The organism is Mitsuokella jalaludinii (assembly GCF_928722185.1).
Taxonomy (GTDB): Bacteria; Bacillota; Negativicutes; order Selenomonadales; family Selenomonadaceae; genus Mitsuokella; species Mitsuokella jalaludinii.
In genome coordinates, this window is the sequence record NZ_CAKMXA010000001.1 from 122,800 (window position 1) to 145,960 (window position 23,161).

Here is a 23,161-nt window from a genome sequence, read left to right on the forward strand (position 1 = left end):
CCAGATAGAAAAATCCTGCCCACATCGCGGCTTGCGGTGTGGACAGGATTTTTTGCTTGCTTGTCATTTCTTGCGCGGGTAGACGCCGATGGTCCATTCGTTGAGGATGGGCAGGCGCTCGCCGAGCTTGCGGCAGATGGCCGCTGCCGCAATGGAGAGCCCGAGGATCGCGAAGTAGAAGAGGATCGCGACAGGGGCCGTCATGAGGTGGCCGCTCTTCTGGAGCAGCGTGGCTGCGTAGGTGATGAAGAGCGGGTGGACGAGGTAGGCGAAGTAGGAGTGGCGTCCGAGCTGGTGCAGGACAGGATTGAGCCAGGAGGGGTACTTCTGGTACGTGAAGATCGTGAAGAAGAAGACCGAACTGGCCAGTGTGTAGAAGAGGCCCGCCGGGCTCAGCTGATGGGCCGTGTTGATGGCCTCGAGCGGCGTGTAGCCCGTCTCGACGATCAGCTGGTAGTAGTAGGCCAGGAGCCAGATGAGCGATGCCCAGAAGAACACCGTGATGGCGCGCCTGTTATCCTGCATGAAGCGTTGGAATCCTTTGATGTGCACCGCGAGATAGCCGCCGAGCACGAAGATGAAGACGTAGTGCACGACCCAGTAGTTCAGGCGGTACATGAGGAACGGCTTGAGAAAGGAATGGTCGGGCAGCGCGTAGACGAATGTGTTGAACGCGACAGAGAAGCTCGACCAGTAGTCAAAGCCCAGCTGCGCGGCGAAGAGCAGGATCAGGCTGACCTTGCCTGCGCGCCGCACGATGGCAATCCAGAGCGGCATGAGCAGGTAGAACCAGATCAGAATCACGAGGAAGTAGAGCTGGTATTTCGCCGTGCCGAAGAACAGGATGCTCAGGAGGTGCAGCGGGTCGGGGAAGCCGACGCCGTAGAAGAGGCCATCGTGCAGGAGGTAGAAGGCGGACCAGACGAGGTACGGCACGAGGACCGTGCGGAAGCGCTTCTTCATGAAGGCCCTGTAATCGAGCGGTTCATCGATGTTGAGGTTGTAGAAGAGCCCGAAGGCCGAGATGAAGAAGAAAATGGGCACGCTGAAGCGCGAGGCCACTTCCAGCAGGGCGATCAGGTGGATGTTGGCCGTCTGGTTCATGAGGTACTGTGAACCGACATGGATGGCGATGACCCCCATCATGGCGATGCCGCGGATGTATTCGATGGCAGGCAGGCGAGGCTTCCGCTTCTTTACGGGAGCTGCTGCCGTGGATTCTTGCTCGTTCAAACGAAAAAAACTCCTTTTGATCCTTAGTCTTCATGAGTCTTCATGCCGCGCGGGCCGCTGTCAGTCGCCGAGGATGAAATCGACGTGGACGTTGGCCGTCAGAGAAAGGCTGCCCGGTGCGATCGGGGTGGCGGCGCTCTTCGCATCGGCCATGAGCATGTTGGCCCCGAAGCGGCGCGTCTCGATGTAGCCCGTGCTCTCGCTGACATTCTGGATGCCGACGATGCGCTTGCCGAGGCCCTTGGCGATGATGTCCGCTTTGTCGCGCGCATCCTGGACGGCGTTCAGCAGGGCGACCTTGCGGACAGCCTTCGTGTCGCTTGCTGAGAAGTCGAGCGAGTTGATCTCGTTGGCACCGTTATTCAGGGCAGCGTCGATGACCTTGCCCGTCAGCTTGATGTCGCGCACGACGACAATGACGGAGTTGTTGACCGTGTAGCCCGTGACTTCATTGCGGCGGTCTTTGTCCGTGCTGTAGTTCGGGTAGAAGGAGTAGTTGCGCGTCTGGATGTCCTTCTCTGCGATGCCGAGGCCGCGGACGGCGGCCTGGATCTGGTTCGACACCCAGGCATTGTCGTTCTGCGCCTTGGCTGCATCCTTGCCCTGCGTCGTCACGCCAATCGTGACGGTCGCCATGTCCGGCGCCGCCGTGCCCGTGCCCTGGCCGTCGACCGAGAGCGTCGGGCGCGGCGTTTCCTGCTGCGGTGCGGCAAAGGCTGCGCTGCAGCTCATCAGGAAGAGCGCGCAGACGAGCGTGAGGATGTGAACTGTTTTTTTCATGGTGAAACCTCCAATCATTTGGTAAAGATGGCTCTATTCTAGCACATTTTCCACGCTGGCGCATGAAAATTCGCGGGAATGTCCGTGAATCGTGGACTGCAGCGGCGCGGAGGAGTGTGTGCTTTCTGTTTTTTCGCAAATAGCAGCAGGATTATCGGGGCAGAGGGGAGAATATAGAAAGCAAGGTAAATGCATATGATGTGTATAATGTATTATAGATGAGAATTTCAGATAGGAGATGCTTTATCATGATGGCGTTGAATTTCCAGGCGGCCAAGCACAAGAAGATGATCATGGAGCGCACGAAGAACTGCACCGTGCGCCTCGGCGATGTCAGCAAGCTCTATCCGGAGGGCTCCATTGTCTGGATCACCTCGGGCAAGAAGGGCGAGCCGAAGCACCGTATCTACACGGCCTACCTCGACAAGGTCCGCGTCAAGACGATGGGCACGCTGACGAGCGCCGACCTCGGCCACCAGAACCCCGAGATCAATTCGCGCGAAGAGCTCATCGCCGACTTCGAGCGCATCTACAAGCGCCGCATCCTCATGGAGGATACGGTGACAGTCATCTACTTCAGCGAGGTACATGATGATTTGGACAAAGGCCCTGTAGAATAAGGCTTTGTGACGATGGTGATGGCGGAAGCGTACTAAAACCGTACTACTTCCGCATATCATCGAGCATATCGGCAATCTTCGTCCTCTGGGCTGCATACATGTGGCTGTAGATCTTGAGGGTGATGGATGGGTCCTTGTGGCCAAGCCGGTCGGCTACTTCGACTGGCGTGCAATGGGCTTTGATGAGAAGGCTGGCGTGAGAGTGACGCAGATCATGGATGCGGATCTCTTTCACGCCAGCCTTTCTTGCGCCTTCATGGAGCTTCTTGAGTAGAGCGGCGCGGGTGATGGGGATGATGTGCTCTTCGCTCGTATAGGCGGACAGGTGCCGGTAGTCCTGCAGCATCTCGGCGATGAAGCGCGGCATGATGATGGTGCGGTCGCCGGAGATGGTCTTCGTCGTACTGACGTAGGATGTTTTCTGCAGGCGGTACAGAGTCTTGGTGATCGAGATAGAATTGGTCTTAAAGTCGACGTCATCCCAGGTGAGCGCCAGCATCTCGCCGACGCGCATGCCTGTCCAGAAAAGCAAGTAGAAGGCCATGATGTGATGGGGAAGCTGCAGGGCGGACATGGCGAAGCGCTGAAATTCCTCGAGTGTCCAGAAATCCATCTTCTCGATGGTGTGCTTCGAGAAACCGCCGACATCTTCGGACGGGTTGCTGGGCAGGCCGTAGTATTCCATCGCGTAGTTGAGGATGCTCGAGAGCTGCGCGTGGATCGTGCGCAGGTAGGTCGTCTTGTAACCGGCACGCAGCAGCTCCTCGCGCCAGCGGTTGATGACGCGGCGGTCGATAGTGCCGATGATCATGTCGCCGAAGAAGGGGAGAAGATGGTTGCGGGTGATATTGCGCTTCGTGTAGTACGTCTGCGGCTTGAGGCGCAGCTTGGCGCTCTCGAGGTATGCATTGGCAAGCACGGTGAATGTTATCTCTGGCGTGCCAGCGTACTTATCCAAAAATTCCCGCTCCCACTCAAGCGCCTCACGCTTCGTGGCGAAGCTCTCTTTTTTCTTCTTCCGGCGTTTGCCGGTCCAGTCTTTATAGTAGAAGGCGCAGTACCAGCGGCCTGCGCCATTCTTGTAGGCGGGCATAGAAGTCACGTCCTTTCCCCATTCCGTGGGCGTTCACGATGTGGTATAATAAAAGCATACAGTTATCCAAAACGGTGTACCTGCTCACGCCATGCGCGCATCCATCGCGCAGATGAAGAGCAGGAGCGGCCACGGCTGATGCGGCAGAAAGAGCAGGAGTCATGAGAAGGCGCCCTGCTCTTTTTTTTTATTGTCAGTATGGCCAGATACAATACCAGATTGATTCACCCATGGTACCGGGGCGAATGGCCCTACTTCTTTGTGCGTAAGAAGGAATATCTACATTATCTATTACATTCCCATCGGCATCATAAGTTGTAAAAGATAATATGGTGAATGTTTTTGGTCTGCGCGTATAATACACTCTTTGCAAGGACTTCTTGTTTTCTGAAGTAATCCATTTAACCCAAACGATAGCCTTGCGATTATTTTTTATGACAGATGAATTATCGATGTAGACGGATTCTGTTCCATTGTTACTATTCCCAACATAATACCAGCTCGCTGCAAAAGCGGGTGTACAACCAACAGAAAGAACCATCAGTACAAGCAGACACAGGGTAAGATATACTTTTTTCATGCTGATACAGCTCCCTTCTAGACTATGGTTATGGTATGGACTTCTTCCACAACAGATTGCATCAAAGTTTTCTACTGATTTCCGAACGTGCGTAGGGCGATATTTCTCCCGGCTCGCTTATATAGACTACACGCGCTTTTTTCTTTTTCAAGCGATGAGATCTTCGGTCATGTACGTACACCTCTACCTTATCTCCTATGTTCACGTTCGTGTGCCTTCCCAGGAAGTAGTCGTATGCTTTGCCGCCCTTTCGGAATTCTACGGAAACAAATATCCCTTCGTGGAACTTTGGGGGCGGAGACGATGAAGGTGGAACAGGTTGGGGCGGTGCTGGCTCAGCAGGCGGAGCTGGTGGCTCGGCAGGTGGAGGCGCAGTTTCCTTTTTGCTCGGCTCACCTTCAAGAGGAGTATACTTTTTTCTTTCTCGGTACCCCTCATATTTATCGATGGCATACCTGGCCAGTGCTCGCATGGCGTCGATTATAAATGAACCGACATTTATTACGATGGGGGCAAGCATCATCAAGAGGAAAAGAGCACAGATGATCTTGACGATTATGTCAGATAAAGATGGTTGGCTTGAATTGTAAGACCGATTCGAGGCACCATGATAGGTCCTGTTGGATGAATACTTGTTATCCGCTCCGACCGTGGTTTCACCGATATGCGTGTTGTTACTACCACCCACATAGGTGTTTCCCTCGGCTACGTTATTGGAGCCGGCTATATGAGTATTACCAATGCTTACATTGTTATCTCCCTGTATGTAGGTATTTCCGTGTGATGTGTTGTTGCTGCCACCTATATAGGTGTTTCCCATACTGACGTTACCATGCCCTGGAACGAAAGTATTGCCCGATGAATCATTATTTTCGCCATGGATAGTAGTGTTGTTTTCGGATATATTCTCTTGAACTATGTTGCCTGAAAGAGAAGGAGTACTACTGCCTAGATTCGTATCATCTGCCAGTGTGACAGGTGTGGCGAATATGATGCTGACGCAAAGCAGTATGCTGGCTAGAACCTGTTTATACATATTCATCCACTCCCAGTTTTTCAGCGCATCTATGGGCAAGTCTCAGTTCATGTTGTTTAGAAATTTCTGGACTGCTGAATCTGGATGAAACTCATCATCCAGCTCGTCAATTTGATCTTGCAACTCTTCCAGCTTGTCCTGCATGTGGGTCGTAGAATCTTGTAGCTGCAAGATTCTTGCCTGCATGGTATCAATCTGTTCCTGTTGTCGGTATAGCATGAAGCTAAGCGCGACAAGAGCGACAGAAAGGATGAGGATAATTTTTGATGAATGAGTCATGACGATGGCTATCTCCTTTTTTCATTCCCCTGATGCGGCTGGGCATCGCTCTGGCTCTTCGTAGCGCTGATACTCTTTGATATACTTCTCCATCCAGTAGCGTCCGGCGAGGGTATCGGGGCCGAGGCCGCCGTACAGGGCGAGGAATTTGTTCATGTGTTTTTGGTAGACGGCGGGCTTGGCGTCTGTCCAATGCTTGGTGATCTTGTCGCGGTAGCGGTAGATGAAGCGCGCACGGTAGTGTGCAGCCTGGATGCTCAGACCGAAGAGGTCGCGCGAAAGGGCATAGTAGAATTCTTTCGTGTGCAGGTGTGAGCTCTCGGCCAGTCCAATCAGCAGGGGAGCGGGGGCGAGGATATCACCGGCGAATTTGTCGGCCTCTTTGTCGAGGATGTCCAGGAGCACGGGCGACTGCGTCCTTGTGATGCTGGTCTCCGGGAAGTCCTCGAGGTGTCTGAGAACGATGTGGCCGAGCTCGTGCGCGAGCGTCCAGCGCGTGCGTGGACGTGTACTGCAATCATAAGCAAGGCGATAGCGGTCATGACGCGCGTCGTAGAAGAGGCAGCCATCATCTGATCCGAAGCGCGCCGCGACTTCGTCCACGGAAATATCTAATTTTTGCGAAAGTTCTTGGTAGGTCTTGACGGTGCAACCGCCTGCGCGGAAGATGTCCAGCAGGTTGAGTGGCGGCTCGAAGTCCACGGCGGCCCAGAAGTCTTCGACGCGCGCATCAACAAAGTACCAGTCTGGCTTGGCGGGTAGGTTTCGTTTACGTTTAGTCTTCATCATCGAAAAGGGCCCTCACTACACGCATGACATCCTTCTGCTTTGCCTTTGCTTCTTCGGGGCTTAAGCCCTTGAAGTTGCGGCGGGCAAGGCTGCGGATCTCCGGATTGTCGAAGAGCTCGCTGACCGGGTCGCCTTGCACGACAGGATGCGCGGGCGGCTGAACGGCGTTCCCTAAGATGGACTCGACAGGTACGCCAGTAGCATCTGCTATAGCCCGTAGCGTCGCGACGCTTGGATTGTAGCGGTCTTTTTCAATGTCTCCTATGTAAGACCGTGACAGGCTGGTTTTCTTTGCAAGCTCCGCTTGTGTCAGTCCCGCATCTTTCCTTGCATTGCGAATCTTCATTCCAATACTAGTCATCAGTATCCCTCCTTACTATTGTATGGTAATTCCGTCGATACTTACATTATAATAGTATCTTGACGGAAAAACTATACAAAAATGACGGAAATACTGTTGACATGGTGACGGAAATACTGTATATTATAAGAGCAGACGGAAATACCAGTAGAAGTTTGCTGAAACTTTAACGAAGGGAGGCGACATAATGGATAAAATCGCGGAAACTCTTCGCGACGCTAGGAAGAGCAAGCGCTTGACCCAGACTGAGGTTGCCAAAAGTGTTGGCGTATCTCGTGCATACTATGCCGATGTAGAACGCGGGCGTTACAATCCCAGCTTGAAGCTCATGTCGAAACTTGCCAAGCTGCTTAGCATCAACCTCAATTTTTTAAAGAAAAATGACGGAAATACAAGTGAAATGTAAAGAGGAGGAACATTCATGAACGATGTGAAGATTTTCGAAAATCCTGAGTTCGGTCGGGTACGCACGACCGTCATCGATGGAGAACCGTGGTTTGTGGCGGCAGATGTTTGTCACGCTCTTGATATTGGCAATCCTAGTGACGCGCTCAACAGACTTGATGACGATGAGCGCACCCTCGTTTCAATCGAGGGTGCCAGCAATGGCAAGCCGGTCAACGGTGTCAACGAGCCGGGCCTCTATTCGTTGGTGCTCGGCAGCCGCAAGCCAGAGGCGAAGGCGTTCAAGCGCTGGATCACGCACGAGGTCATCCCGGCAATCCGCAAGACGGGCGGCTACCACGTCCCGCAGTCTCCGGCTGAGCAGATGGCACAGGGGCTTCTCGCCGCGCAGAAGCTGCTTGCCGAGAAGGACAAGCGCATCGAGGAGATGCGCCCGAAGGAAATCTTTGCGGATGCAGTGAGCGTCAGCAAAACGGATATCCTCATCGGCGACCTCGCGAAGCTCATCAAGCAGAACGGGCATGATATCGGGCAGAAACGCCTCTTCGCATGGCTGCGCGAGAAAGGATATCTCATTAAGCGCAAGGGACTTGACTGGAATATGCCGACGCAGAAAGCCATGGAAATGAAGCTGTTCCGCGTGAAAGAAACGGTTGTCACTCACGCAGACGGCCACACGACAGTCAGCAAGACGCCAAAGGTCACCGGTAAGGGGCAGATTTACTTCGTCAATAAATTCCTGCGCAAGGCGCTGAACTGAGGTGAGTGGCATGAAGACCGATATGCAGATGCTCCGGGCCTGCATGAAGTACCACAACCGGACGCAGGAAGACGTGAGCCGAGCTCTCGGCATGGTTCGCTCTACGTTTTATCTTCACATGAAGGACGGAGACTTCACCATCTCGCAGATCCACAAGATGATGGAGTACATCCCCTTGACGATGGACGACGTCAGCCGCATCTTTTTCGCAACAAAAAAATAGGATGCTGCGAACATCCTATTTAGAGGGTTGATGTGTAAGAACTACTTGCGGCCCTTGCGAGAAGGACGCTGGGAAAGGGCACTGGCGGCCGCCGTCTTCGCGGCCTTACTGCTACGGCCACTGCGCAAGGTTTTCGAGGCTGCGCTTGCGGCACGAGCAGAGGTCACTTTGCTGGCATTGGACTTCGGCATGAAATCACCTTCTTTCTACACAAGATGATTTCATTATACTATATCTTGTTTTATAAATCAAACAAAGCACTATATGTAGAGGTGAGCATTGATGAAAGCATGGAGGAGATATAACGGCACCTTCTGGAAAGAGAACGGTCCTGCAATCGACAGATTCTTCGACTGGGTGGAATGGGATACGGGTACTGCGTTTATCGCTGGTCGCCTGCGCATGATTGCAAGAGCACGAAAAATCATGCGGGCGAGAAATGTCTGGATGGTATGAGGTGATTATCATGAAAAGATACGAAGACACCGAGAAATCCGTCCATGAAGCGGCTGCAATTCTCAAGACGTTGGCGGGCAAGAAGTACCACGAGTACTTCGTTGCGGCAGCTTCAGTAGAGCACGGTGAGCGCTATGCGAAGCACTTCATTGTCGACACGAACGCATCGCCTAGCGCAGTCTTCGCCATGGTGGCAGAAGCCATCATTCGCGAGGCCGAGCTTATGGGCGATGAGCCGGGAGAAGTGCTCCGTCACGTCGCCAGCATGATCAAGCATAGAATGAAAAGAATGGTAAAGGTGCTGAATTGAGGTGAGAGAGTATGAAGGTATACAGCAGCAAGCGCGGCTGGCAATACGCCGTCCGGTCGGGGTTAGGAGACTACGTGTTCATCGTGATGCGCCGCAAGCCGGGTGAGAGATGGCACCAGGCGCACGTCCTGCCTTGGTTTGCGAATAAACAGGAGGCCGAGGACGAGCTCGCGCGGTGGGCCGTCGAGAAGGGCCTGACGCGCGTGATGGTTTAAAAGGGGAGGTGGTGAGCGAGATGGCGAGAAGTGAGCCAACGTTCTTGTACGTCGCGGATGTCATGAAGCTCTTCAACTGCTCGCGGTCGAAAGCGTACCAGATCATTGCAGAGCTTAACCGGGAACTTGAGAAGAAGGGGTTCTTGTTCATCCGCGGCAGAATCAGCCGCAGATATTTCGAGGAAAGGTATGGTGCATGAATGATGATTGCAAAGTATGACGAGGATGGCCGCTGTATCAAAGCTGGACGCTCTACGAAGAAACTCAAAGAGAAGTTCGAGAAGTTCGGCGAGGCCGTCCTCATGGCGTTCATGGGCATCGGCACGGTCACCCTTCTCATTCAGTTCTTCGGCGTCATGATCGGCGCCATTGCCCCTAGACCGTGAGAGAGGAGGAGCGAAAATGAAAGAAGTTGACGTTGTTGAGTTCGCTAGGAAAAATGGGGCGTTTAAAAATTACTTTCCCGACGATCTGCAATACGCCGGGGATGATGTTCAGGAGTTCAATGATGTGACTTATCACGAACTCATGTTCATCGATATGTTTGGGTTCGTCGACACATGGAGTTTCAAAGTCGACAACCAGACGGGGGAAATCATCCCGTATGAAGGCGGATTCAAGTTCATGCTCAGTGGATTTAACCCCGAAAACATGCGGAAGAAGCTCGCAATGGTTGACGAGGTAAAAGCAAAAGCCGCCCGGGATGCCCGGACGGCGTAAGGAGATGATTGTATGAGGGTGTTGTCCTGCGGGGCTAAATCCCCGCTAGATTGCTTCCGCTGTACTCATGAGGATTGCGTTTGCAACGACATGAGTACGGCAGAAGAAGGGAAATGGATGCGCGGCACGAGGCGTCAGCCGACCAAGCAAGAAGCTCCGAAGCGCATAACCATCTCTGTTGAATATGATAACACACGCAGGGCTGTAAAGTCCAACTTCCGGCTCGCGAATTACGAGAAACTTTTGTTCTGATTGAGAAGGAGAAAATCATCATGAGTAATCTGTTTGACTACGACAAAGCAATCGAGACGTGCATGGACGAGGACGGCAACGTCATCGACGCAGAACTGAAAGCGTATCTCGAAGAGTACCGCGACGAAGCGATCGAGGGCATTGCAATGGGCATCAAAGAATCCAAGGCCGAGGCTGAGGCAATCAAGGCCGAAGAAAAGGCACTGGCACAGCGCCGCAAGGTTCGCGAGAACAAGGCGAACGGCCTCACGAAGTATCTCGGCGACTACCTCGCAGGACGCAAGTTCAGCACGCCGAAGGTGGCAATCAGCTACAGAAAGAGCGAGGCGGTGGAAGTCGCCGAAGGGGCGTCCGTGCCAGACGAGTTCCTTGTGGAGCAGGCACCGAAGATTGATAAAGTTGGGCTCAAGAAGGCGCTCAAGGGTGGTGCCGTCATCGACGGCGTGACCATTGTCGAGAAGCAGAACATCCAGATCAAGTAACATGTGAGGTGATTGTTATGGCAAACATGGATTTGTACGAGCAGTTGCAGACACCACCTAATGATGCACTGAAACCTATCATGTACGGCGCACTTAAAGGCAAGAGCGACATCAATCCGCAGTGGCGCTACGAGGCGCTTACGGCGGCGCTCGGGCCTTGCGGCTGCGGCTGGCGGTTCGAGATTGCTGACACGAAGACACAGTCAGTCAGCACCGGCGAGACGATGGTGTTCGTCCTCGTCAACCTCTACATCAAGCACGGCGACGAGTGGAGCGCACCAATTCCGGGATGGGGCGGCGACTATCTCGTCAAGAAGGACAAGAATGGTATTCATGGCAACGACGAGGCGTTCAAGATGGCAACGACGGACGCGCTCGGCACGGCGGCAAAAATGATTGGCCTCGCGGCTGACGTTTATCGCGGTCTCATCGGTAACGGCGCGAGCGATAGCAAGTATGCTCGGCGCGGATATGCTGCTGAGACTTCGCAGAACGCCGCAAGAGCGCGTTCAACGCGCAACGCATATCCTTCTAAGGGTTCGGCAAATGATGACCTTAGAAGCAAAGCTATGCACGCACTCTCGAAAGAGATGCAGCGCGTCGGCGCGTCGGGCGAGGAAGTCTCTGCGCTCTGCGGCGTGAAGTTCGGTAAAACGAACAGTCGCGACCTCTCGACCGGCGAACTCAGTAAGCTGGCAGCGAACCTCGAAGCGTGGATTGCTGAACAGATGGGCGGCGGCAAATGATTCAGGAGCATGTCCTCGGCGAGATACAGGACGTGAGAGAGGACGGGACGGCAGTCATCACGGCTGGCCTGCCCGACCTCGACCGCGCTCTGCTACGCCAATATAAGCGTGTTGAGATCATCCTGCCAGACGGGCGGCGAATCTCGCCAGAGCAACGCCGGAAGGTGTATGCAATCCTCGGAGAGATATCCGAGTATGTCAACGGCTATCGCGATGGCGATGCACTGGAAGAGATGAAGGCGACAATGAAAATGGACTTCATGCTCAAACGGATGGAGTCGATGGAGCGCCGGTTGTTTTCCCTCTCAGATTGTTCCGTTACGACTGCGCGGGCTTTTATAGACTATCTGGTGTCGTTCGTTATCGCGAACGATATCCCGACAAAAGTGCCGCTGATTGAGCAGTGCGAGGATGTCAGCAAGTACATGTACGCTTGTACGATGCATCGCAAGTGCGCCGTGTGCGGCAAGCCTGCTGATATCCATCACTGCGAGGGCTCGCGCATCGGCGCGGGCGTGGATCGCACGAAGGTCCACCAGCTTGGACGCGAAGTTCTGCCGCTGTGCCGCGTGCATCACACGGAGCTGCATGCCATGCCGGAGAGCGAGTTCATCGCGAAATATCATCTTGAAAAAGTCAAATTGGACGAAGCCCTTTGCAAGCGGCTGAAGTTCAAGAGGTGATTCTTATGAATTATGTCAAGCAGTTGAACGCATTTGGTGTGAGGCGGGTGGGCGTTCTGAATGCGAGGGAACAGGCGATGTATCTTTGCTTGTTCTTCGTCGCAAATCAACTCAAATGGCCGGATTGGTTCGAGGTAGCCAATTCCCAGATTATGCGCGAGGCTGGTATCAAGAGCAAGGTGACAATCATCAGCACAAGGCGGTCACTGGAAAGCAAAGGCTTTATCGAATCAATCGACTTAGGCCACAAGAGAAAGATGCGGTATCACCTCCCGAAGCTTTACGAGGACGATGCCAAGGGTACAAAAAATGAACCCATAGAACCCTCCAAGGGTACAAAATTTGAACCCATAGCTGATACAAGGGTACAAAATTTGAACCCTATGGGTACAAAAAATGAACCTATAGAGGGCTCCAAGGGTACAAATTTTGAACCCTACATAAACAGTATAAACAGTAAACATATCTCTTCTACTACAGCGCCACCCCAAGAGGAGACCTTCCGGCAGGTGGTCGAGGTCTACGAGAAGAGCATCCGACCCGTACCGAGCCCGGCAGATCTGGAGCGCCTTTCGGACTGCCTAGACCACTACGGCAAAGATGCCCTGCTTAAGGCCATCGACCGGGCGGATTATCGAGGCCGCCGCAGCATGGGGTATATCGAGGGCATCCTGAAGAGCTGGGAGCAGAACGGATATGACGATCCGGAGGAGGAACATGGACATGGAAAAGCAGATGGACCCAGACCTGCAAAGACTACTGGTCGACATCGCAAGAAAGCGCTCCGCTTTGACCCAGAGGCCGAGCGACGCAAGTGGGCCAACGAGAAGTCAGGCTGGGATTGATACACGCGAGCAGGAGAAGCACATCAAGGCGCTTGAGTTTGCGGGCATCGGCAAGCGCTATCAGGACATCACGTTCGAGAGCATCGAGCGCCGTGGCCTGCCGCCCGATTGGGATATCCGGCAGAACTACAAGGCCGTGAAGGCCTACGCCGATGACATCAAGCAGAACGTCAAGCGCGGCTATGGCCTCATCCTCGCGGGCAACTATGGCACGCTCAAGACGACGATGGCCGTGGCCGTGATGCGACACTGGATGCGCGTGCAGGACGGGGGCTGCCTCATGGTGCCGATGTGCTCGCTCATCGATAACCTCTTCACGATGAGAGCCCTCAACAAAGAGGAATGGGCACGGTATGAGCGCCGCATCCGCTCGACGCCTCTACTGATCCTCGATGACCTCGGCAGTGAGAATATCGACCAAGGCTGGGTACTCAGCAAAGTCGACAGCATCATCACCGAGCGTTACAACAAGATGCTGCCGATCATCGTGACGACGAACCTCAGCAAGGAAGAACTGGCCGGAACATACTCCGGCCGCATCATGGACCGGCTGCGCAACACCTCGCAGTGCTTGATATTTAGCGGATCCAGCCAGAGGAAGGTGAGAGCATGACCAACAGCAGGGCCAAGGGCAAGGCCGGGGAACTAGAGTTTGCTAGGCTTTGCCGGGCGAATGGCTTCGAAGTGCGTCGGACGGCGCAGTATTGTGGGAATACAGGTGACGCGGCGGACTGTGTCGGCCTGCCTGGCATCCACATCGAGGTCAAGCGCGTCGAGCACCTGAATATCGACGATGCTCTCGACCAGGCTCGGCGCGATGCCGAGGCGAAGCATGACGGCAGCCTGCCCATCGTGGCCCATCGACGTAACCACACGCGCTGGAAGATCACGATGGATGCAGCCGATTGGTTTGAGCTTTTCCGCGAGTGGGAAGCAGGAAGGAGTAAGGAATCATGAATCATGTGACGTTGACAGGCACGGTCTTCCAGCCGGAGAGCCGTGTGGCGAAGTCTGGCATGGCGGTGCTGACGTTCCGCCTGTCGTACTACCAGGGCAATGGTAAGGATGGCAAGGCGACGTATGGCGGCATCGATGTGACGGCTTTCGACCGTCTGGCGCAGGCATGGGACGGCCAGCTGCATGACAAGGACAAGGTCATCGTGACCGGCCATATCACGTTGGACAAGTGGGAGAAGGATGGCAAGAAATACTACAAGCATCGCCTGATCGCGGATGACATCGGCCAAGAGCTGAACCTGTTCGCCAATTCCAATCCGGGCGGGCAGTATATTCCAGATGAGGAAGTGCCGTTCTGAGCGCCTGAGACACGCTAGAGCAGGCATCTATAGCAAAACGCATACAAGGATATAGGTAGGGAGTAAAAATGAGTACAGCAAGGAAAATGAGGCGGAAGCTGAACCGGGCGTTGCCGGGAGCAGACGTCGAGACGATACAGAAGACACTCACGGCCATGCAGGTGGCGGCTGAGGAGCAGACTGCCGACAGGATCTACAAGAAGCTGCGGCGGGACATCCAGAAGCCATCCGAAGCGTATGCAACTGGCGTTGCCGATGCATTCGCGTCCGTCATCGGCTTTCTGAGAGATGGCGGCCTCGGCAAGCCGTTTGGAGCCACGCGCCTCGAGCGCTTTGTTGAGCAGTTCGTCGCGTATCAGGACGGCTTGCACGACGGCAAGGTCCGGTCATCTGACATCAATGACGCCATCGAAGAAGAGATTGGCTGGAGCATGACCAAATCGATTGATCGGGCATTCAGGGCGCTGGATGCAAAGAAGAAGGGAGCGCAGAAAGATGGACACTGAGAAATATATCGAGCTGACGAGGCGGTACTGCCAGAAGTATACGGAGTGCGCTTGTCTGGGTTGTCCGGTGAAGGTCGATACGGACGAGAAGCTTGACTGTGCGCTGCTGATCGTGCTGGAGGCACTCAAGAAAGAGAGGGCAGCCGAGGCATGATGGTATTGATTTTTGTGGCGGGCCTCTTTGCTGGAGGCTCGGTGGCGTTCTTGATTTTTAGTTTATGCGTGATATCGGGGCGCAGTGATGATAGGATAATAGAAGGGCTTAGGGATATGAAACAGCAGGAGATGATTGCCAAGGTCGACAAAGTACTGCGCCATTGGCCGGAGATTGATAAGGGCGTACTTGACTACCATGCGCAGGAAGGGATGAGCGCTAAGGAAATGGAGAGCCTGACCTGCAGGGATGGCTATACGGTTCCGCATCCGGAGAAGTGGCTGCGGGCCATCTTGGCGTCCTACTCGTCGAGTGATGAGCTGCGCCGGACGCTGGTGGATCGTCGCTATAAAGCTTGCGAGCGCTACATCAAGACATCGATGGCTCTCAACATCAGCGAGCGCAGCTACTATGCACTACTCGATGATTTCCGGATGTCGACGGCGCTGGCCGCTGTGCAACTCGGGATTTTGCGCATTCTGTAAATTTGCAGCAAATTTTTCGCGTGCTTTTTCGTTATACTGAGTATAGCGAGACAACATCGCACTTTCTACTGCCGAAGACCTCGCCGTATGGCGGGGCCTTTTTTGTAGGAAGGTTCCCCGAGCCCTCTCTCTTTTTTGTCTGGTTTTTCGGGGAGTGTGGCTTAATTAGACCGGTCCGGGGCTTCCTCCTCTCCGGGCCGGGTGAAAGAAAGGTAGGTGATACTGTGTCGAAGTATGATTGGAGAAAGATTGCTCAGGAGTATATCGAGGGCGTTGTCGGCGAGAAGGGCGATATCGAGTACCCGTCTCTCAATGACTTGGTTGCGAAGTACGGTTTCTCGCTGTCGACGGTCGGCCGTCAGTGCAGCCGTGGACAGTGGCCGGTAAAGCGCGAAAGGTTTGCCAACAAGGTGGGCAAAAAACGCGAAAGCAAAAAAGCTGAGACATTGTCCGATGAATCGGCACGGTATGACCTTGAATGTTTCAATATTTCGCGCGACGGTATCGCGAAGGCGAAGGCTATGCTGGCAGATGCCTCGCGTCCGTCTGATCTTGCGACTCTTGCCAGGGCGCTCAAGGACCTGCAGGCGGTTGCCAAAACGGCCATCGGTGAAACTGGCGCGGGCGGCGATGGGCTGATGATCGAGGTGAAGCTCGATGAAGATTAATGTCAAGGTCAGTTCGAAGTGCTTCAATCCTGTTTATCTGCCTTACCTCGATGATACGACGTACTTGCAGATCTTCTACGGCGGCTCGTCTTCGGGCAAGAGTTACTTCCTTGCACAGCGGTGCATCTGGGATATGCTCCACGGTGGGCATAACTACTTGATTGTCCGCAAGGTCGCGAGGACGGTCCGCAAGTCGGTCTACAACGAGATCACGAAGGCCATCCACTTCTTCAAGGCGGGGAAGCTCTTTCATGAGAATAAGAGTGAGATGGTTATCACGGGGCCGAACGGCTTTCAGATTATGTTCGCTGGCCTCGATGATGTGGAGAAGGTCAAGTCCATCACGCCGGCCAAGGGCGTCATTACGGACATCTGGATTGAGGAAGCGACGGAGGCGGACTATGGGGATATCAAGCAGCTCCGCAAGCGCCTGCGTGGTATCTCCATCGTCGAGAAGCGCATCATCCTCTCGTTCAATCCGGTCTACCAGACGCACTGGATCTACAAGGAATACTTCGAAGGGCGCTGGGATGGGAGCAGGACGAGCTACAAGAGCGATGTGCTATCCATCCTCAAGACGACGTACCGCGACAATATCTTCCTGACAGATGGCGACCGGCGCGAGCTGGAGCAGGAGCGCGACCCGTATTTCCGCGATGTCTATACGAACGGTAACTGGGGCGTACTCGGTAAGGTCATCTTCAAGAACTGGCATGTGGAGCCCATCGATGCTTCGCGGTTCGACACATTCCAAAATGGCCTGGACTTCGGCTTTGCGGATGATCCTGCCGCCCTCATCCGCAGCCACTATGATGAGCGGGCGAACACGCTCTACATCATCGATGCGCGGTATCTGCGCGGGCTGACGAATGACCTGCTGGCGGCGGAGGTCGTGAATCTATGCGGGCAGGAAGTCGTGGTCTGTGACTCTGCGGAGCCGAAGAGCATCGCGGAGCTGCGCCAGTACGGTGTGACGGCCATCCCGACGGAGAAGGGCAGGGATAGCGTGAACTTCGGCATCCAATGGCTGCAGAAGCTCCGCATCGTCGTCAATGAGAATCTGCCGGAGCTTGTCAATGAGCTGACGGTCTACAAGTGGGATGAGGACAAGGATGGCAATGTGCTGCCGCGGCCGGTCGACCGTGACAACCATCTAATCGATGCTCTGCGCTATTCCTTGTTCCGCGAGATGGGCTGGCATGCGTCAGCCGGCAGTCGTGTGAAGATGCCCTTGGCGGGCGCTATGTGAGGTGAGAGGGATTGAAGATAACAGAAGCGAAACGCGACAGCATCGTCAGCAAGCTCAAGCAGGATATCGATGCGGCCAATGCCTACTACGAGGATACGGTCGAGCCCGCTGTGATGGAGCGCTATGCCATCTTTAAGGCGGACAAGGGATACTATCGCACGATGTTCCCGCGGCTCTCTCAGCGCTGTGAGATTGTCAGCACGGATGTGCAGGACACGATCGAGAGTACGATGCCGGTGCTGATGAAGACATTCTTCGGCAGTACGGACGTCGTGACAGTCCAGGGCGCTGATGGCACGGATGCGGATGATAAGCGGGCGGAGGCCATGCAGGAGCTCATCAATTACGAGCTGCAGCAAAACAAGTTTTTCATGACGTTCTACCGCTGGGCCAAGGATGCGCTGATCACGAACCTTGGCATTATCAAGGTGGACTGGGACCGCGAGTATAAAGACGCCGAGAAGACGGTCACAATGGACGCAGAGGCCTATGCGACGTACCGCCCGCAGGCGGAGCAAATGGGAATCCAGGTGGAGAAGGTGGAGGCAAGCCCGACGGGCGGCATCGATGTGACATACCGGAGCAGGGAACTCGCCAAGAATCAGCCGCGCATTATGAATGTCCTGGCGAGCGAGTTCCGCTTCTCGCCCGACGCGACCCGGCTCGAGGATGCCGATTTTGTGGCCCATCGCAAGATCGTCTCGCTGGACTACTTGCGCATGCAGGCTGAGGCGGGGCTCTATGATCATGTGGAGGAGCTGGCCGAGAAGGCCGTCACTCCGCACTACACGAATCTGGATATCCAGAACAATGACGACATCGACGAGCAACCGAACAAAACGGACAGCGGGCGGCAGAAGGTCGAGCTCTATGAGTGTTATGTGAGGCTCAATATGAGCGACGACCCGGATGCGCGTCTTGTGCCGATGATTGTGACGGTGTCGAATGGCATCATCCTGCGCATCGAAGAGAATACCTACGAGCGCAATCCGTTCTTCGTGCTTTCGCCGCGCGTTGACCCACATCACATCTGGCCAGAGTCCGGATTCACGGACCTCATAGCGCAGGTGCAACACAGCAAGACAGCCATCATCCGGCAGATGATCTACAATCTGGCGCAGGGCAATGACAGCAAGATGGCCATCGACCCAGCAGCTCTTGTCGATATCAATGATGTGCTCGACAATGCGCAGTTCATCCGCGTCAAGGGCAATGTCAATGAGGCTGTTCAGCCCTTGCCTGCTGCCCAGCTGCAGCCCTGGACCTTCAACATGCTCGAGTATCTTGACACGGTCAAAGAGAACCGCACGGGCATCACGAAGTACAATCAGGGTCTCGACAGCAACAGCCTCAACAAGACGGCGACGGGCATCAGCATCATCACCCAGCAGAGCAATCAGCGCCTCGAACTCATCGCCCGTATCTTCGCGGAGACGGGCATGACGGAGCTCTTCCGCTTCCTGATCAAGCTGAATCAGCTCTTCGTCAATCAGGAGACGGTCATCCGCTTGACAAATGGCCCACTGACTATCGACCCGAGCGACCTTGATGGCTCCTTCGACCTGCTCGTCAATGCGGGCATGGGCGCGGGTGCCAAGCAGACGAATCTGCAGAACTTGCAGCTTGTTCGAGAACTCTCGACGCAGCTGGCGGAGGTCGGGCTCTCGGGGCCACAGCAGTGGTACAATCTCGCCAAGCGCATCATCGAGGAGGTCGGCTTCAAGAATGTCGACGACTTCCTCATCGACCCATCGCAGATGGCGGCGCAGATGCCGCAGCAGGGCGAGCAGGAGACTGCGGGCGAGGACAGCAAGACGACGATCCGCTCGGCCATCACGGATGCGCCGTGGCAGGTACAGATGCAGTTCTGGCAGAAGCTCGGCTTCGAAGTCACGCCGGATATGTTCACGGAGCAGACGGCGCAGAAGGTCCTGAGCGGTGCCGCCGATGCACAGGCCAAGGCCGATGCAAGCAGAGGAGGACGATGGAATGGAGCAAGGATTGGAGCGCAGCCGCCTGATCGCGGTGGGCAGGGAAGCGGAGGCCGCCCTGGCATGTCTCCGCCCGATGCTCAAGCGCAAGCGGGAGCAGGCTTTGGAGCGGCTCAGCAAGCCCAGCAATACGGAAATGGAGCGCAAGCTGGTGGCGGAGCTCCAGGCGTATCAAGCTATTGAAGATGAATTTGTCCGTGACGTCCAGGCAGGGCGCATCGCGGAGCATCAGCGGGCGGAAGAAGGAGAATGATCATGGGACTTTGGAAAGGATTCAAGCTCTGCGAGGTGCTGGACGGCAATAAGCGCACGCTCATCACGGTACTGAGTGAGCAGCTGGCTCTCACGAATCAGGCCCTTGAGGGCATGAGTGAGGAAATGAAGGTCGTCCAGAAAGACCGCAGGAAGCTCGAGGATAGAGTCGGGAAGCTCGAAGAAAGAATCCGGGAACTCGAGAAGCTTGCGGGTGTACAGAAAGAACCCGCGGCAGAGCCGGAAGATGTAGACAATAAAGGAGAATGAGCATGGAGAGCATGGACCAAGTCATCGAACAGTCCACCACACCCACGATGGACGAGACACAGCAGGCGCAGGAAACGGCGACCGATGAGAAGCAGGATGCGCAGACGGAGCAGGGAGCGCAGGAAAAAGCTGAGGACGCTGCAGCCCACGAGGACAGCGAACTTGATTTCCAGTCGCTCGGCGAGATGTCTGCTGGCGACCAGCTGGCGTACTTGCGCCAGCGTGGCTACCTTGATCATGACGAGAAGCCTGAACAGAAGCAGAAGGGCGAGCAGGCAGGACAGGCCAAAGAGGCCCCTGTCGAGGACGACCCGGAGTATGAGATCACTGTGGATGGCGAGCCGGTCAAGGTCAAGCTGTCGGAACTCAAGAACGGATACCAGAGGCAGGCGGATTATACGCGTAAGACGCAGGCCTTGGCCGATGAGCGTCGGCAGGTCGATGCCATGATGGCCGCCCTCAAGGTCAAGCAGGGGACGCAGGAGCCGGAAGCCGAAAAGGCCAATCCGGAGCAAGGCGTCTCAAGTGACTACAAGGCCGCCGTCGCACAGGCAGAGAAGGATCTCGGTATCGCGCCGGGCGAGTTCAACCAGTTCGACCCGGAACACAACTTTGCTCTGCAGCGTGTCATCGTCCGCAATTCTCAGCAGCAGGCCTCTCAGCAGGCCACCCAGAGTGCGGTCATCGAAGAGGTGCGTAACTTCGTAGCGAAGGCGCAGGCCGACCCGATGACGCCAGAAATCGACAACAACTACGATGTTTATCTGTTCAAGCTCGGGCAGTCCTCTCCAGAGGGCGCACAGAAGGCGATGGCCATCGCCCAGGCGAAGCAGCGTTTCTACAACAATCAGGCCACGACGGCCGATACGAAGATCCTGCGGGAGCATTGGGACTACGTGCGATCCGAGCTGATGAAGGCAAAGGCCCCGGCATCGGCGACGCCAACCACGCCGACTACGAAGCCAGAGCCACCGAAGACGGAGACGCCTGGCCAGGCTGCGGGCAAGACGCGTGAGCCATTCAATGCGCGCAAGCTCCGGGGCCTTGATACGAAATCACAGATTGCCGCTCTCAGGCGGGCGGGATTCATGTAAGGAGAAAAGACAATGGCTAGATATACATATGATGAGCCGACGAACCGCGAGGACCTCACGGACGTCATCACCAATATTTCGCCGTCGGACACGCCTATCACGACGATGATCGGCAAGACGAAGGCGAAGGCAACGTACCACGAATTCCCAGAGGATGAGCTGGCGGCGGCCGCTGTGAACGCCCACATCGAGGGCGAGAAGGATGTGGCTACGGATGCTCCGGCGCGCACGCGCAAGGGCAATCACACGCAGATCATGAAGCGCGGCTACTCGGTCACGGCGACGCAGCAGGCCGTCGACAAGGCGGGCGTATCGGATGAGCTGGCCTATCAGATGCTCAAGGCGATAAAGGAACTCGGCAAGGACCTGGAGCTTGCCATCACGACGCAGAAGACAGATGCGGCGGGCTCCAAGACTGTGGCGCGCACGTTTGCGGGCATTCCTGGTCTCGTCACGACGAATGTCGAGACGGATACCAAGGTCACGATGAAGGTCATCACGGACGCGCTGCAGGCCGCTTGGGAGCATGGCGGCACGCCGTCGAAGCTCATCGTGTCGGGCACGAATAAGCGCGCCGTCTCGGCGCTCACGACGTCGAACACGAAGAACATTGACGCGGCGAAGAAGAAGGTCGTCGAGGCCATCGATGTCGTCGACACGGACTTCGGCCGCATTGAGATTGTCGCCTCGCGCTTCCTCGATGACAAGACGATGTTTGTCCTGGACCCGTCTTATCTTGCGGTCGCTTGGCTGCGCCCCTTCGTAAAGAAGATGCTGCCGGATGACAGCGACGGCAAGGCTGGCGTGATCACGGGCGAGATGACGCTGGAACTGCGCGGCGAGTCCGGCCAGGCCATCATCACAATCGGTGCGTAAGGATAGTCCAAGAGGGTGGGGGAACCGCCCTCTTTTTAGGAGGTGAGCAGGATGAGTGAGAAGGTATATGACCTCACAGATGCCGGCGACACGGAGAAGACGTACTTTGTCCGGCGGGATGGGCGGGACCATATCATCAAGACGGGATGCGATGACGATGTCCTGCGGCAGAATTATGAGGACCGCAAGACGGACGGCTTTGACCCGACGCGCTGCTTCCGCCGTGTAGCGCATATCGACATGGGCACGGTGCGCATTCTGGCCGATATCCAGCACGATGCGGATGCCAGGGCTTACCTCGATGTGCATGACGCAGCCGCCCGCGACCGCATGATCCGGCGTTACCCGGATCTCTTCAAGGCATGCTCGGGAGGTGTTTGAGATGACGCCAAACGATATTATCCTGGCAGTCCGCATGGCTCCAGAAATCAAGGACATGGATGCTGCGCACTATAGCGACTACGACATCCTGCAGGCCCTCAATGAGACGGCGGCTTATATTTACAGCATCCTCGCCGAGCAGACGAGCAGCCTGCTTGATAAGCGGGCGGAGCTGCAGAGGGCGGGCACAGATGATGGATACCTTTTGCCGGTGGATTTCTTGCAGCTTATGAATGCCTACGATGCGGACGGGCGCGTCATGCGGGCACGGGCGAAAGGGCAGGACCTCACAGAGCATACGTATCGGATTGTCGGCTCGAAGCTATACACAAAGAGCAAGGCCGTCACGATGGACTATAAGCCCTTCTTCGCGGAGCTCACGATGGACGACCTCGAGCAGGAAATGGACCTGCCGCCCTTCTTCAAGACTCTCATCAAGAAGGCGGTCGTTCTGCTCTTGCAGGCGGGCAGCCAGCAGGACACGGATGTCCTGCAGCTTATCTCGGACGGCGTCTTGAAGCTTGTTGGCAACATGGCCTACTCGCAGATTCCCGATGCACACAGCTGGGCGGAGGTGGTATAGGTGCAGGTGAAGGAAGCAATCTGGCGCATCCGTGCGATGACGCACGATGTGACCGAGGACTATGACGATGCGGACTGTGTGTTTGCCATCAATCTTGCGGCGCATGAGCTGGCCACTACACTCATTGCTGGCCACTATCCGGGCCTGATTGAGGAAGGGGACTTCCGCGAAGGCGATGCGGTGCCGGAGGGATTCTTCAAAACGGCGGGGCTGTATCCGGTCCGCGTCACGGGCGGCATGGTCCATATGCTGAGCGGTCAGGATGTGCAGTATCTTCGCTATTATGTGCTGCCGAAGGATGTAGTGCTGGGCGGTGTGATGCCGTTCCGGCTGAGTCTGCTCAATAGGCTGACGCTCAAGATTGCGGCCAAGATGCTGTCGGATGAGAATGAGTTCGATATCTCGCAGGATACGGGTATCCAGACGGAGATCCAGCAGGCGCTCTCGAGCGGATGGGCGGGGTGATGT

General features: G+C 55.4%; 37 protein-coding genes. 29 read left to right on the top strand and 8 right to left on the bottom strand.

What is annotated here, in order from left to right:
- Positions 1 to 63: 63 nt before the first annotated feature.
- Together QDI87_RS00555 and QDI87_RS00560 are read right to left on the bottom strand one after the other, a co-directional pair.
- A complete protein-coding gene (locus QDI87_RS00555) occupies positions 64 to 1,233 on the bottom strand; it encodes an acyltransferase (RefSeq protein WP_278741936.1) in 1,170 nt (389 codons plus the stop codon).
- A gap of 60 nt (positions 1,234 to 1,293) precedes the next feature.
- Positions 1,294 to 2,013 (bottom strand): SIMPL domain-containing protein, encoded by a 720-nt coding sequence (locus QDI87_RS00560; RefSeq protein ID WP_278741937.1) that lies wholly within the window; start codon positions 2,011 to 2,013, stop codon positions 1,294 to 1,296.
- 248 nt (positions 2,014 to 2,261) lie between these two features.
- On the opposite strand from QDI87_RS00560, the gene QDI87_RS00565 reads away from it, so the two are divergent.
- Positions 2,262 to 2,633, top strand: coding sequence for an ASCH domain-containing protein (locus QDI87_RS00565; RefSeq protein WP_278741938.1), 372 nt, complete (start codon positions 2,262 to 2,264; stop codon positions 2,631 to 2,633).
- Between the two features lie 43 nt (positions 2,634 to 2,676).
- Here QDI87_RS00565 and QDI87_RS00570 read toward each other — a convergent pair whose 3' ends face one another.
- The 6 genes from QDI87_RS00570 to QDI87_RS00595 form a co-directional block, all read right to left on the bottom strand.
- On the bottom strand, positions 2,677 to 3,726 hold the full coding sequence (locus QDI87_RS00570) for a site-specific integrase (RefSeq protein ID WP_278741939.1): 1,050 nt from the start codon (positions 3,724 to 3,726) through the stop codon (positions 2,677 to 2,679).
- A gap of 193 nt (positions 3,727 to 3,919) precedes the next feature.
- A complete protein-coding gene (locus tag QDI87_RS00575; RefSeq protein ID WP_278741940.1) occupies positions 3,920 to 4,306 on the bottom strand; it encodes a hypothetical protein in 387 nt (128 codons plus the stop codon).
- A gap of 61 nt (positions 4,307 to 4,367) precedes the next feature.
- A complete protein-coding gene (locus QDI87_RS00580) occupies positions 4,368 to 5,342 on the bottom strand; it encodes a hypothetical protein (RefSeq protein ID WP_278741941.1) in 975 nt (324 codons plus the stop codon).
- Between the two features lie 42 nt (positions 5,343 to 5,384).
- The gene (locus QDI87_RS00585; protein ID WP_278741942.1) at positions 5,385 to 5,621 is read right to left on the bottom strand and encodes a hypothetical protein; all 237 of its coding nucleotides are present in this window, start codon (positions 5,619 to 5,621) and stop codon (positions 5,385 to 5,387) included.
- A 21-nt stretch (positions 5,622 to 5,642) separates the two neighbouring features.
- Positions 5,643 to 6,410, bottom strand: coding sequence for an ImmA/IrrE family metallo-endopeptidase (locus tag QDI87_RS00590; protein WP_278741944.1), 768 nt, complete (start codon positions 6,408 to 6,410; stop codon positions 5,643 to 5,645).
- A complete protein-coding gene (locus QDI87_RS00595; RefSeq protein WP_278741945.1) occupies positions 6,397 to 6,771 on the bottom strand; it encodes a helix-turn-helix transcriptional regulator in 375 nt (124 codons plus the stop codon). Before QDI87_RS00595 ends, QDI87_RS00590 begins: the two co-directional genes overlap by 14 nt.
- Positions 6,772 to 6,958: 187 nt before the next feature.
- Here QDI87_RS00595 and QDI87_RS00600 point away from each other — a divergent pair, with 187 nt between their 5' ends.
- From QDI87_RS00600 to QDI87_RS00735, 28 genes are all read left to right on the top strand, one after another.
- Positions 6,959 to 7,177, top strand: a complete 219-nt coding sequence (locus QDI87_RS00600) for a helix-turn-helix transcriptional regulator (protein WP_278741946.1) — start codon at positions 6,959 to 6,961, stop codon at positions 7,175 to 7,177.
- 15 nt (positions 7,178 to 7,192) lie between these two features.
- Positions 7,193 to 7,936, top strand: coding sequence for a phage antirepressor (locus QDI87_RS00605; RefSeq protein WP_278741947.1), 744 nt, complete (start codon positions 7,193 to 7,195; stop codon positions 7,934 to 7,936).
- Positions 7,937 to 7,946: 10 nt separating this feature from the next.
- Positions 7,947 to 8,159: a hypothetical protein gene (locus QDI87_RS00610; RefSeq protein ID WP_226868237.1), complete on the top strand. Its 213-nt coding sequence runs from the start codon at positions 7,947 to 7,949 to the stop codon at positions 8,157 to 8,159.
- A gap of 279 nt (positions 8,160 to 8,438) precedes the next feature.
- A complete protein-coding gene (locus QDI87_RS00615; RefSeq protein ID WP_278741948.1) occupies positions 8,439 to 8,615 on the top strand; it encodes a hypothetical protein in 177 nt (58 codons plus the stop codon).
- A gap of 10 nt (positions 8,616 to 8,625) precedes the next feature.
- The gene (locus tag QDI87_RS00620; RefSeq protein ID WP_278741949.1) at positions 8,626 to 8,925 is read left to right on the top strand and encodes a hypothetical protein; all 300 of its coding nucleotides are present in this window, start codon (positions 8,626 to 8,628) and stop codon (positions 8,923 to 8,925) included.
- A gap of 74 nt (positions 8,926 to 8,999) precedes the next feature.
- Entirely contained in the window at positions 9,000 to 9,140 is a 141-nt protein-coding gene (locus QDI87_RS00625; RefSeq protein ID WP_278741950.1) for a hypothetical protein, read from the top strand.
- Positions 9,141 to 9,160: 20 nt separating this feature from the next.
- A complete protein-coding gene (locus QDI87_RS00630; RefSeq protein WP_278743395.1) occupies positions 9,161 to 9,340 on the top strand; it encodes a hypothetical protein in 180 nt (59 codons plus the stop codon).
- A complete protein-coding gene (locus tag QDI87_RS00635; protein ID WP_278741951.1) occupies positions 9,341 to 9,526 on the top strand; it encodes a hypothetical protein in 186 nt (61 codons plus the stop codon).
- Positions 9,527 to 9,542: 16 nt separating this feature from the next.
- Complete coding sequence (locus QDI87_RS00640) at positions 9,543 to 9,860, top strand: hypothetical protein (protein WP_278741952.1); 318 nt, start codon at positions 9,543 to 9,545, stop codon at positions 9,858 to 9,860.
- 272 nt (positions 9,861 to 10,132) lie between these two features.
- Positions 10,133 to 10,594 (top strand): siphovirus Gp157 family protein, encoded by a 462-nt coding sequence (locus QDI87_RS00645; protein WP_278741953.1) that lies wholly within the window; start codon positions 10,133 to 10,135, stop codon positions 10,592 to 10,594.
- A gap of 80 nt (positions 10,595 to 10,674) precedes the next feature.
- On the top strand, positions 10,675 to 11,340 hold the full coding sequence (locus QDI87_RS00650) for a hypothetical protein (protein ID WP_278741954.1): 666 nt from the start codon (positions 10,675 to 10,677) through the stop codon (positions 11,338 to 11,340).
- Entirely contained in the window at positions 11,337 to 12,023 is a 687-nt protein-coding gene (locus QDI87_RS00655) for a putative HNHc nuclease (RefSeq protein WP_278741955.1), read from the top strand. The genes QDI87_RS00650 and QDI87_RS00655 overlap by 4 nt, the downstream gene beginning before the upstream one ends.
- Before the next feature lie 5 nt (positions 12,024 to 12,028).
- Positions 12,029 to 12,868: a DnaD domain protein gene (locus QDI87_RS00660; protein WP_278741956.1), complete on the top strand. Its 840-nt coding sequence runs from the start codon at positions 12,029 to 12,031 to the stop codon at positions 12,866 to 12,868.
- Positions 12,813 to 13,481 (top strand): ATP-binding protein, encoded by a 669-nt coding sequence (locus tag QDI87_RS00665; protein WP_278741957.1) that lies wholly within the window; start codon positions 12,813 to 12,815, stop codon positions 13,479 to 13,481. The genes QDI87_RS00660 and QDI87_RS00665 overlap by 56 nt, the downstream gene beginning before the upstream one ends.
- Positions 13,478 to 13,825 (top strand): hypothetical protein, encoded by a 348-nt coding sequence (locus QDI87_RS00670; RefSeq protein WP_278741958.1) that lies wholly within the window; start codon positions 13,478 to 13,480, stop codon positions 13,823 to 13,825. The genes QDI87_RS00665 and QDI87_RS00670 overlap by 4 nt, the downstream gene beginning before the upstream one ends.
- Positions 13,822 to 14,184 (top strand): single-stranded DNA-binding protein, encoded by a 363-nt coding sequence (locus QDI87_RS00675; protein WP_278741959.1) that lies wholly within the window; start codon positions 13,822 to 13,824, stop codon positions 14,182 to 14,184. Before QDI87_RS00670 ends, QDI87_RS00675 begins: the two co-directional genes overlap by 4 nt.
- An 86-nt stretch (positions 14,185 to 14,270) precedes the next feature.
- Complete coding sequence (locus tag QDI87_RS00680; RefSeq protein ID WP_278741960.1) at positions 14,271 to 14,690, top strand: hypothetical protein; 420 nt, start codon at positions 14,271 to 14,273, stop codon at positions 14,688 to 14,690.
- The gene (locus QDI87_RS00685; protein WP_278741961.1) at positions 14,680 to 14,844 is read left to right on the top strand and encodes a hypothetical protein; all 165 of its coding nucleotides are present in this window, start codon (positions 14,680 to 14,682) and stop codon (positions 14,842 to 14,844) included. Before QDI87_RS00680 ends, QDI87_RS00685 begins: the two co-directional genes overlap by 11 nt.
- Positions 14,841 to 15,329 (top strand): hypothetical protein, encoded by a 489-nt coding sequence (locus QDI87_RS00690; RefSeq protein WP_278741962.1) that lies wholly within the window; start codon positions 14,841 to 14,843, stop codon positions 15,327 to 15,329. Before QDI87_RS00685 ends, QDI87_RS00690 begins: the two co-directional genes overlap by 4 nt.
- Positions 15,330 to 15,553: 224 nt before the next feature.
- On the top strand, positions 15,554 to 15,997 hold the full coding sequence (locus tag QDI87_RS00695) for a hypothetical protein (protein ID WP_278741963.1): 444 nt from the start codon (positions 15,554 to 15,556) through the stop codon (positions 15,995 to 15,997).
- Positions 15,987 to 17,246 (top strand): PBSX family phage terminase large subunit, encoded by a 1,260-nt coding sequence (locus QDI87_RS00700; protein WP_278741964.1) that lies wholly within the window; start codon positions 15,987 to 15,989, stop codon positions 17,244 to 17,246. The genes QDI87_RS00695 and QDI87_RS00700 overlap by 11 nt, the downstream gene beginning before the upstream one ends.
- An 11-nt stretch (positions 17,247 to 17,257) precedes the next feature.
- A complete protein-coding gene (locus QDI87_RS00705; protein WP_278741965.1) occupies positions 17,258 to 19,420 on the top strand; it encodes a portal protein in 2,163 nt (720 codons plus the stop codon).
- Between the two features lie 72 nt (positions 19,421 to 19,492).
- Positions 19,493 to 19,759, top strand: coding sequence for a hypothetical protein (locus QDI87_RS00710; protein WP_278741966.1), 267 nt, complete (start codon positions 19,493 to 19,495; stop codon positions 19,757 to 19,759).
- A gap of 2 nt (positions 19,760 to 19,761) precedes the next feature.
- Positions 19,762 to 20,853, top strand: coding sequence for a hypothetical protein (locus QDI87_RS00715; RefSeq protein WP_278741967.1), 1,092 nt, complete (start codon positions 19,762 to 19,764; stop codon positions 20,851 to 20,853).
- A 12-nt stretch (positions 20,854 to 20,865) separates the two neighbouring features.
- Entirely contained in the window at positions 20,866 to 21,729 is an 864-nt protein-coding gene (locus tag QDI87_RS00720) for an SU10 major capsid protein (protein WP_278741968.1), read from the top strand.
- A 51-nt stretch (positions 21,730 to 21,780) separates the two neighbouring features.
- Positions 21,781 to 22,110: a hypothetical protein gene (locus tag QDI87_RS00725; RefSeq protein WP_278741969.1), complete on the top strand. Its 330-nt coding sequence runs from the start codon at positions 21,781 to 21,783 to the stop codon at positions 22,108 to 22,110.
- A 1-nt stretch (position 22,111) separates the two neighbouring features.
- A complete protein-coding gene (locus QDI87_RS00730) occupies positions 22,112 to 22,693 on the top strand; it encodes a hypothetical protein (protein WP_278741970.1) in 582 nt (193 codons plus the stop codon).
- Complete coding sequence (locus QDI87_RS00735) at positions 22,694 to 23,158, top strand: hypothetical protein (protein ID WP_278741971.1); 465 nt, start codon at positions 22,694 to 22,696, stop codon at positions 23,156 to 23,158. It abuts the gene before it with no gap.
- Positions 23,159 to 23,161: the final 3 nt, after the last annotated feature.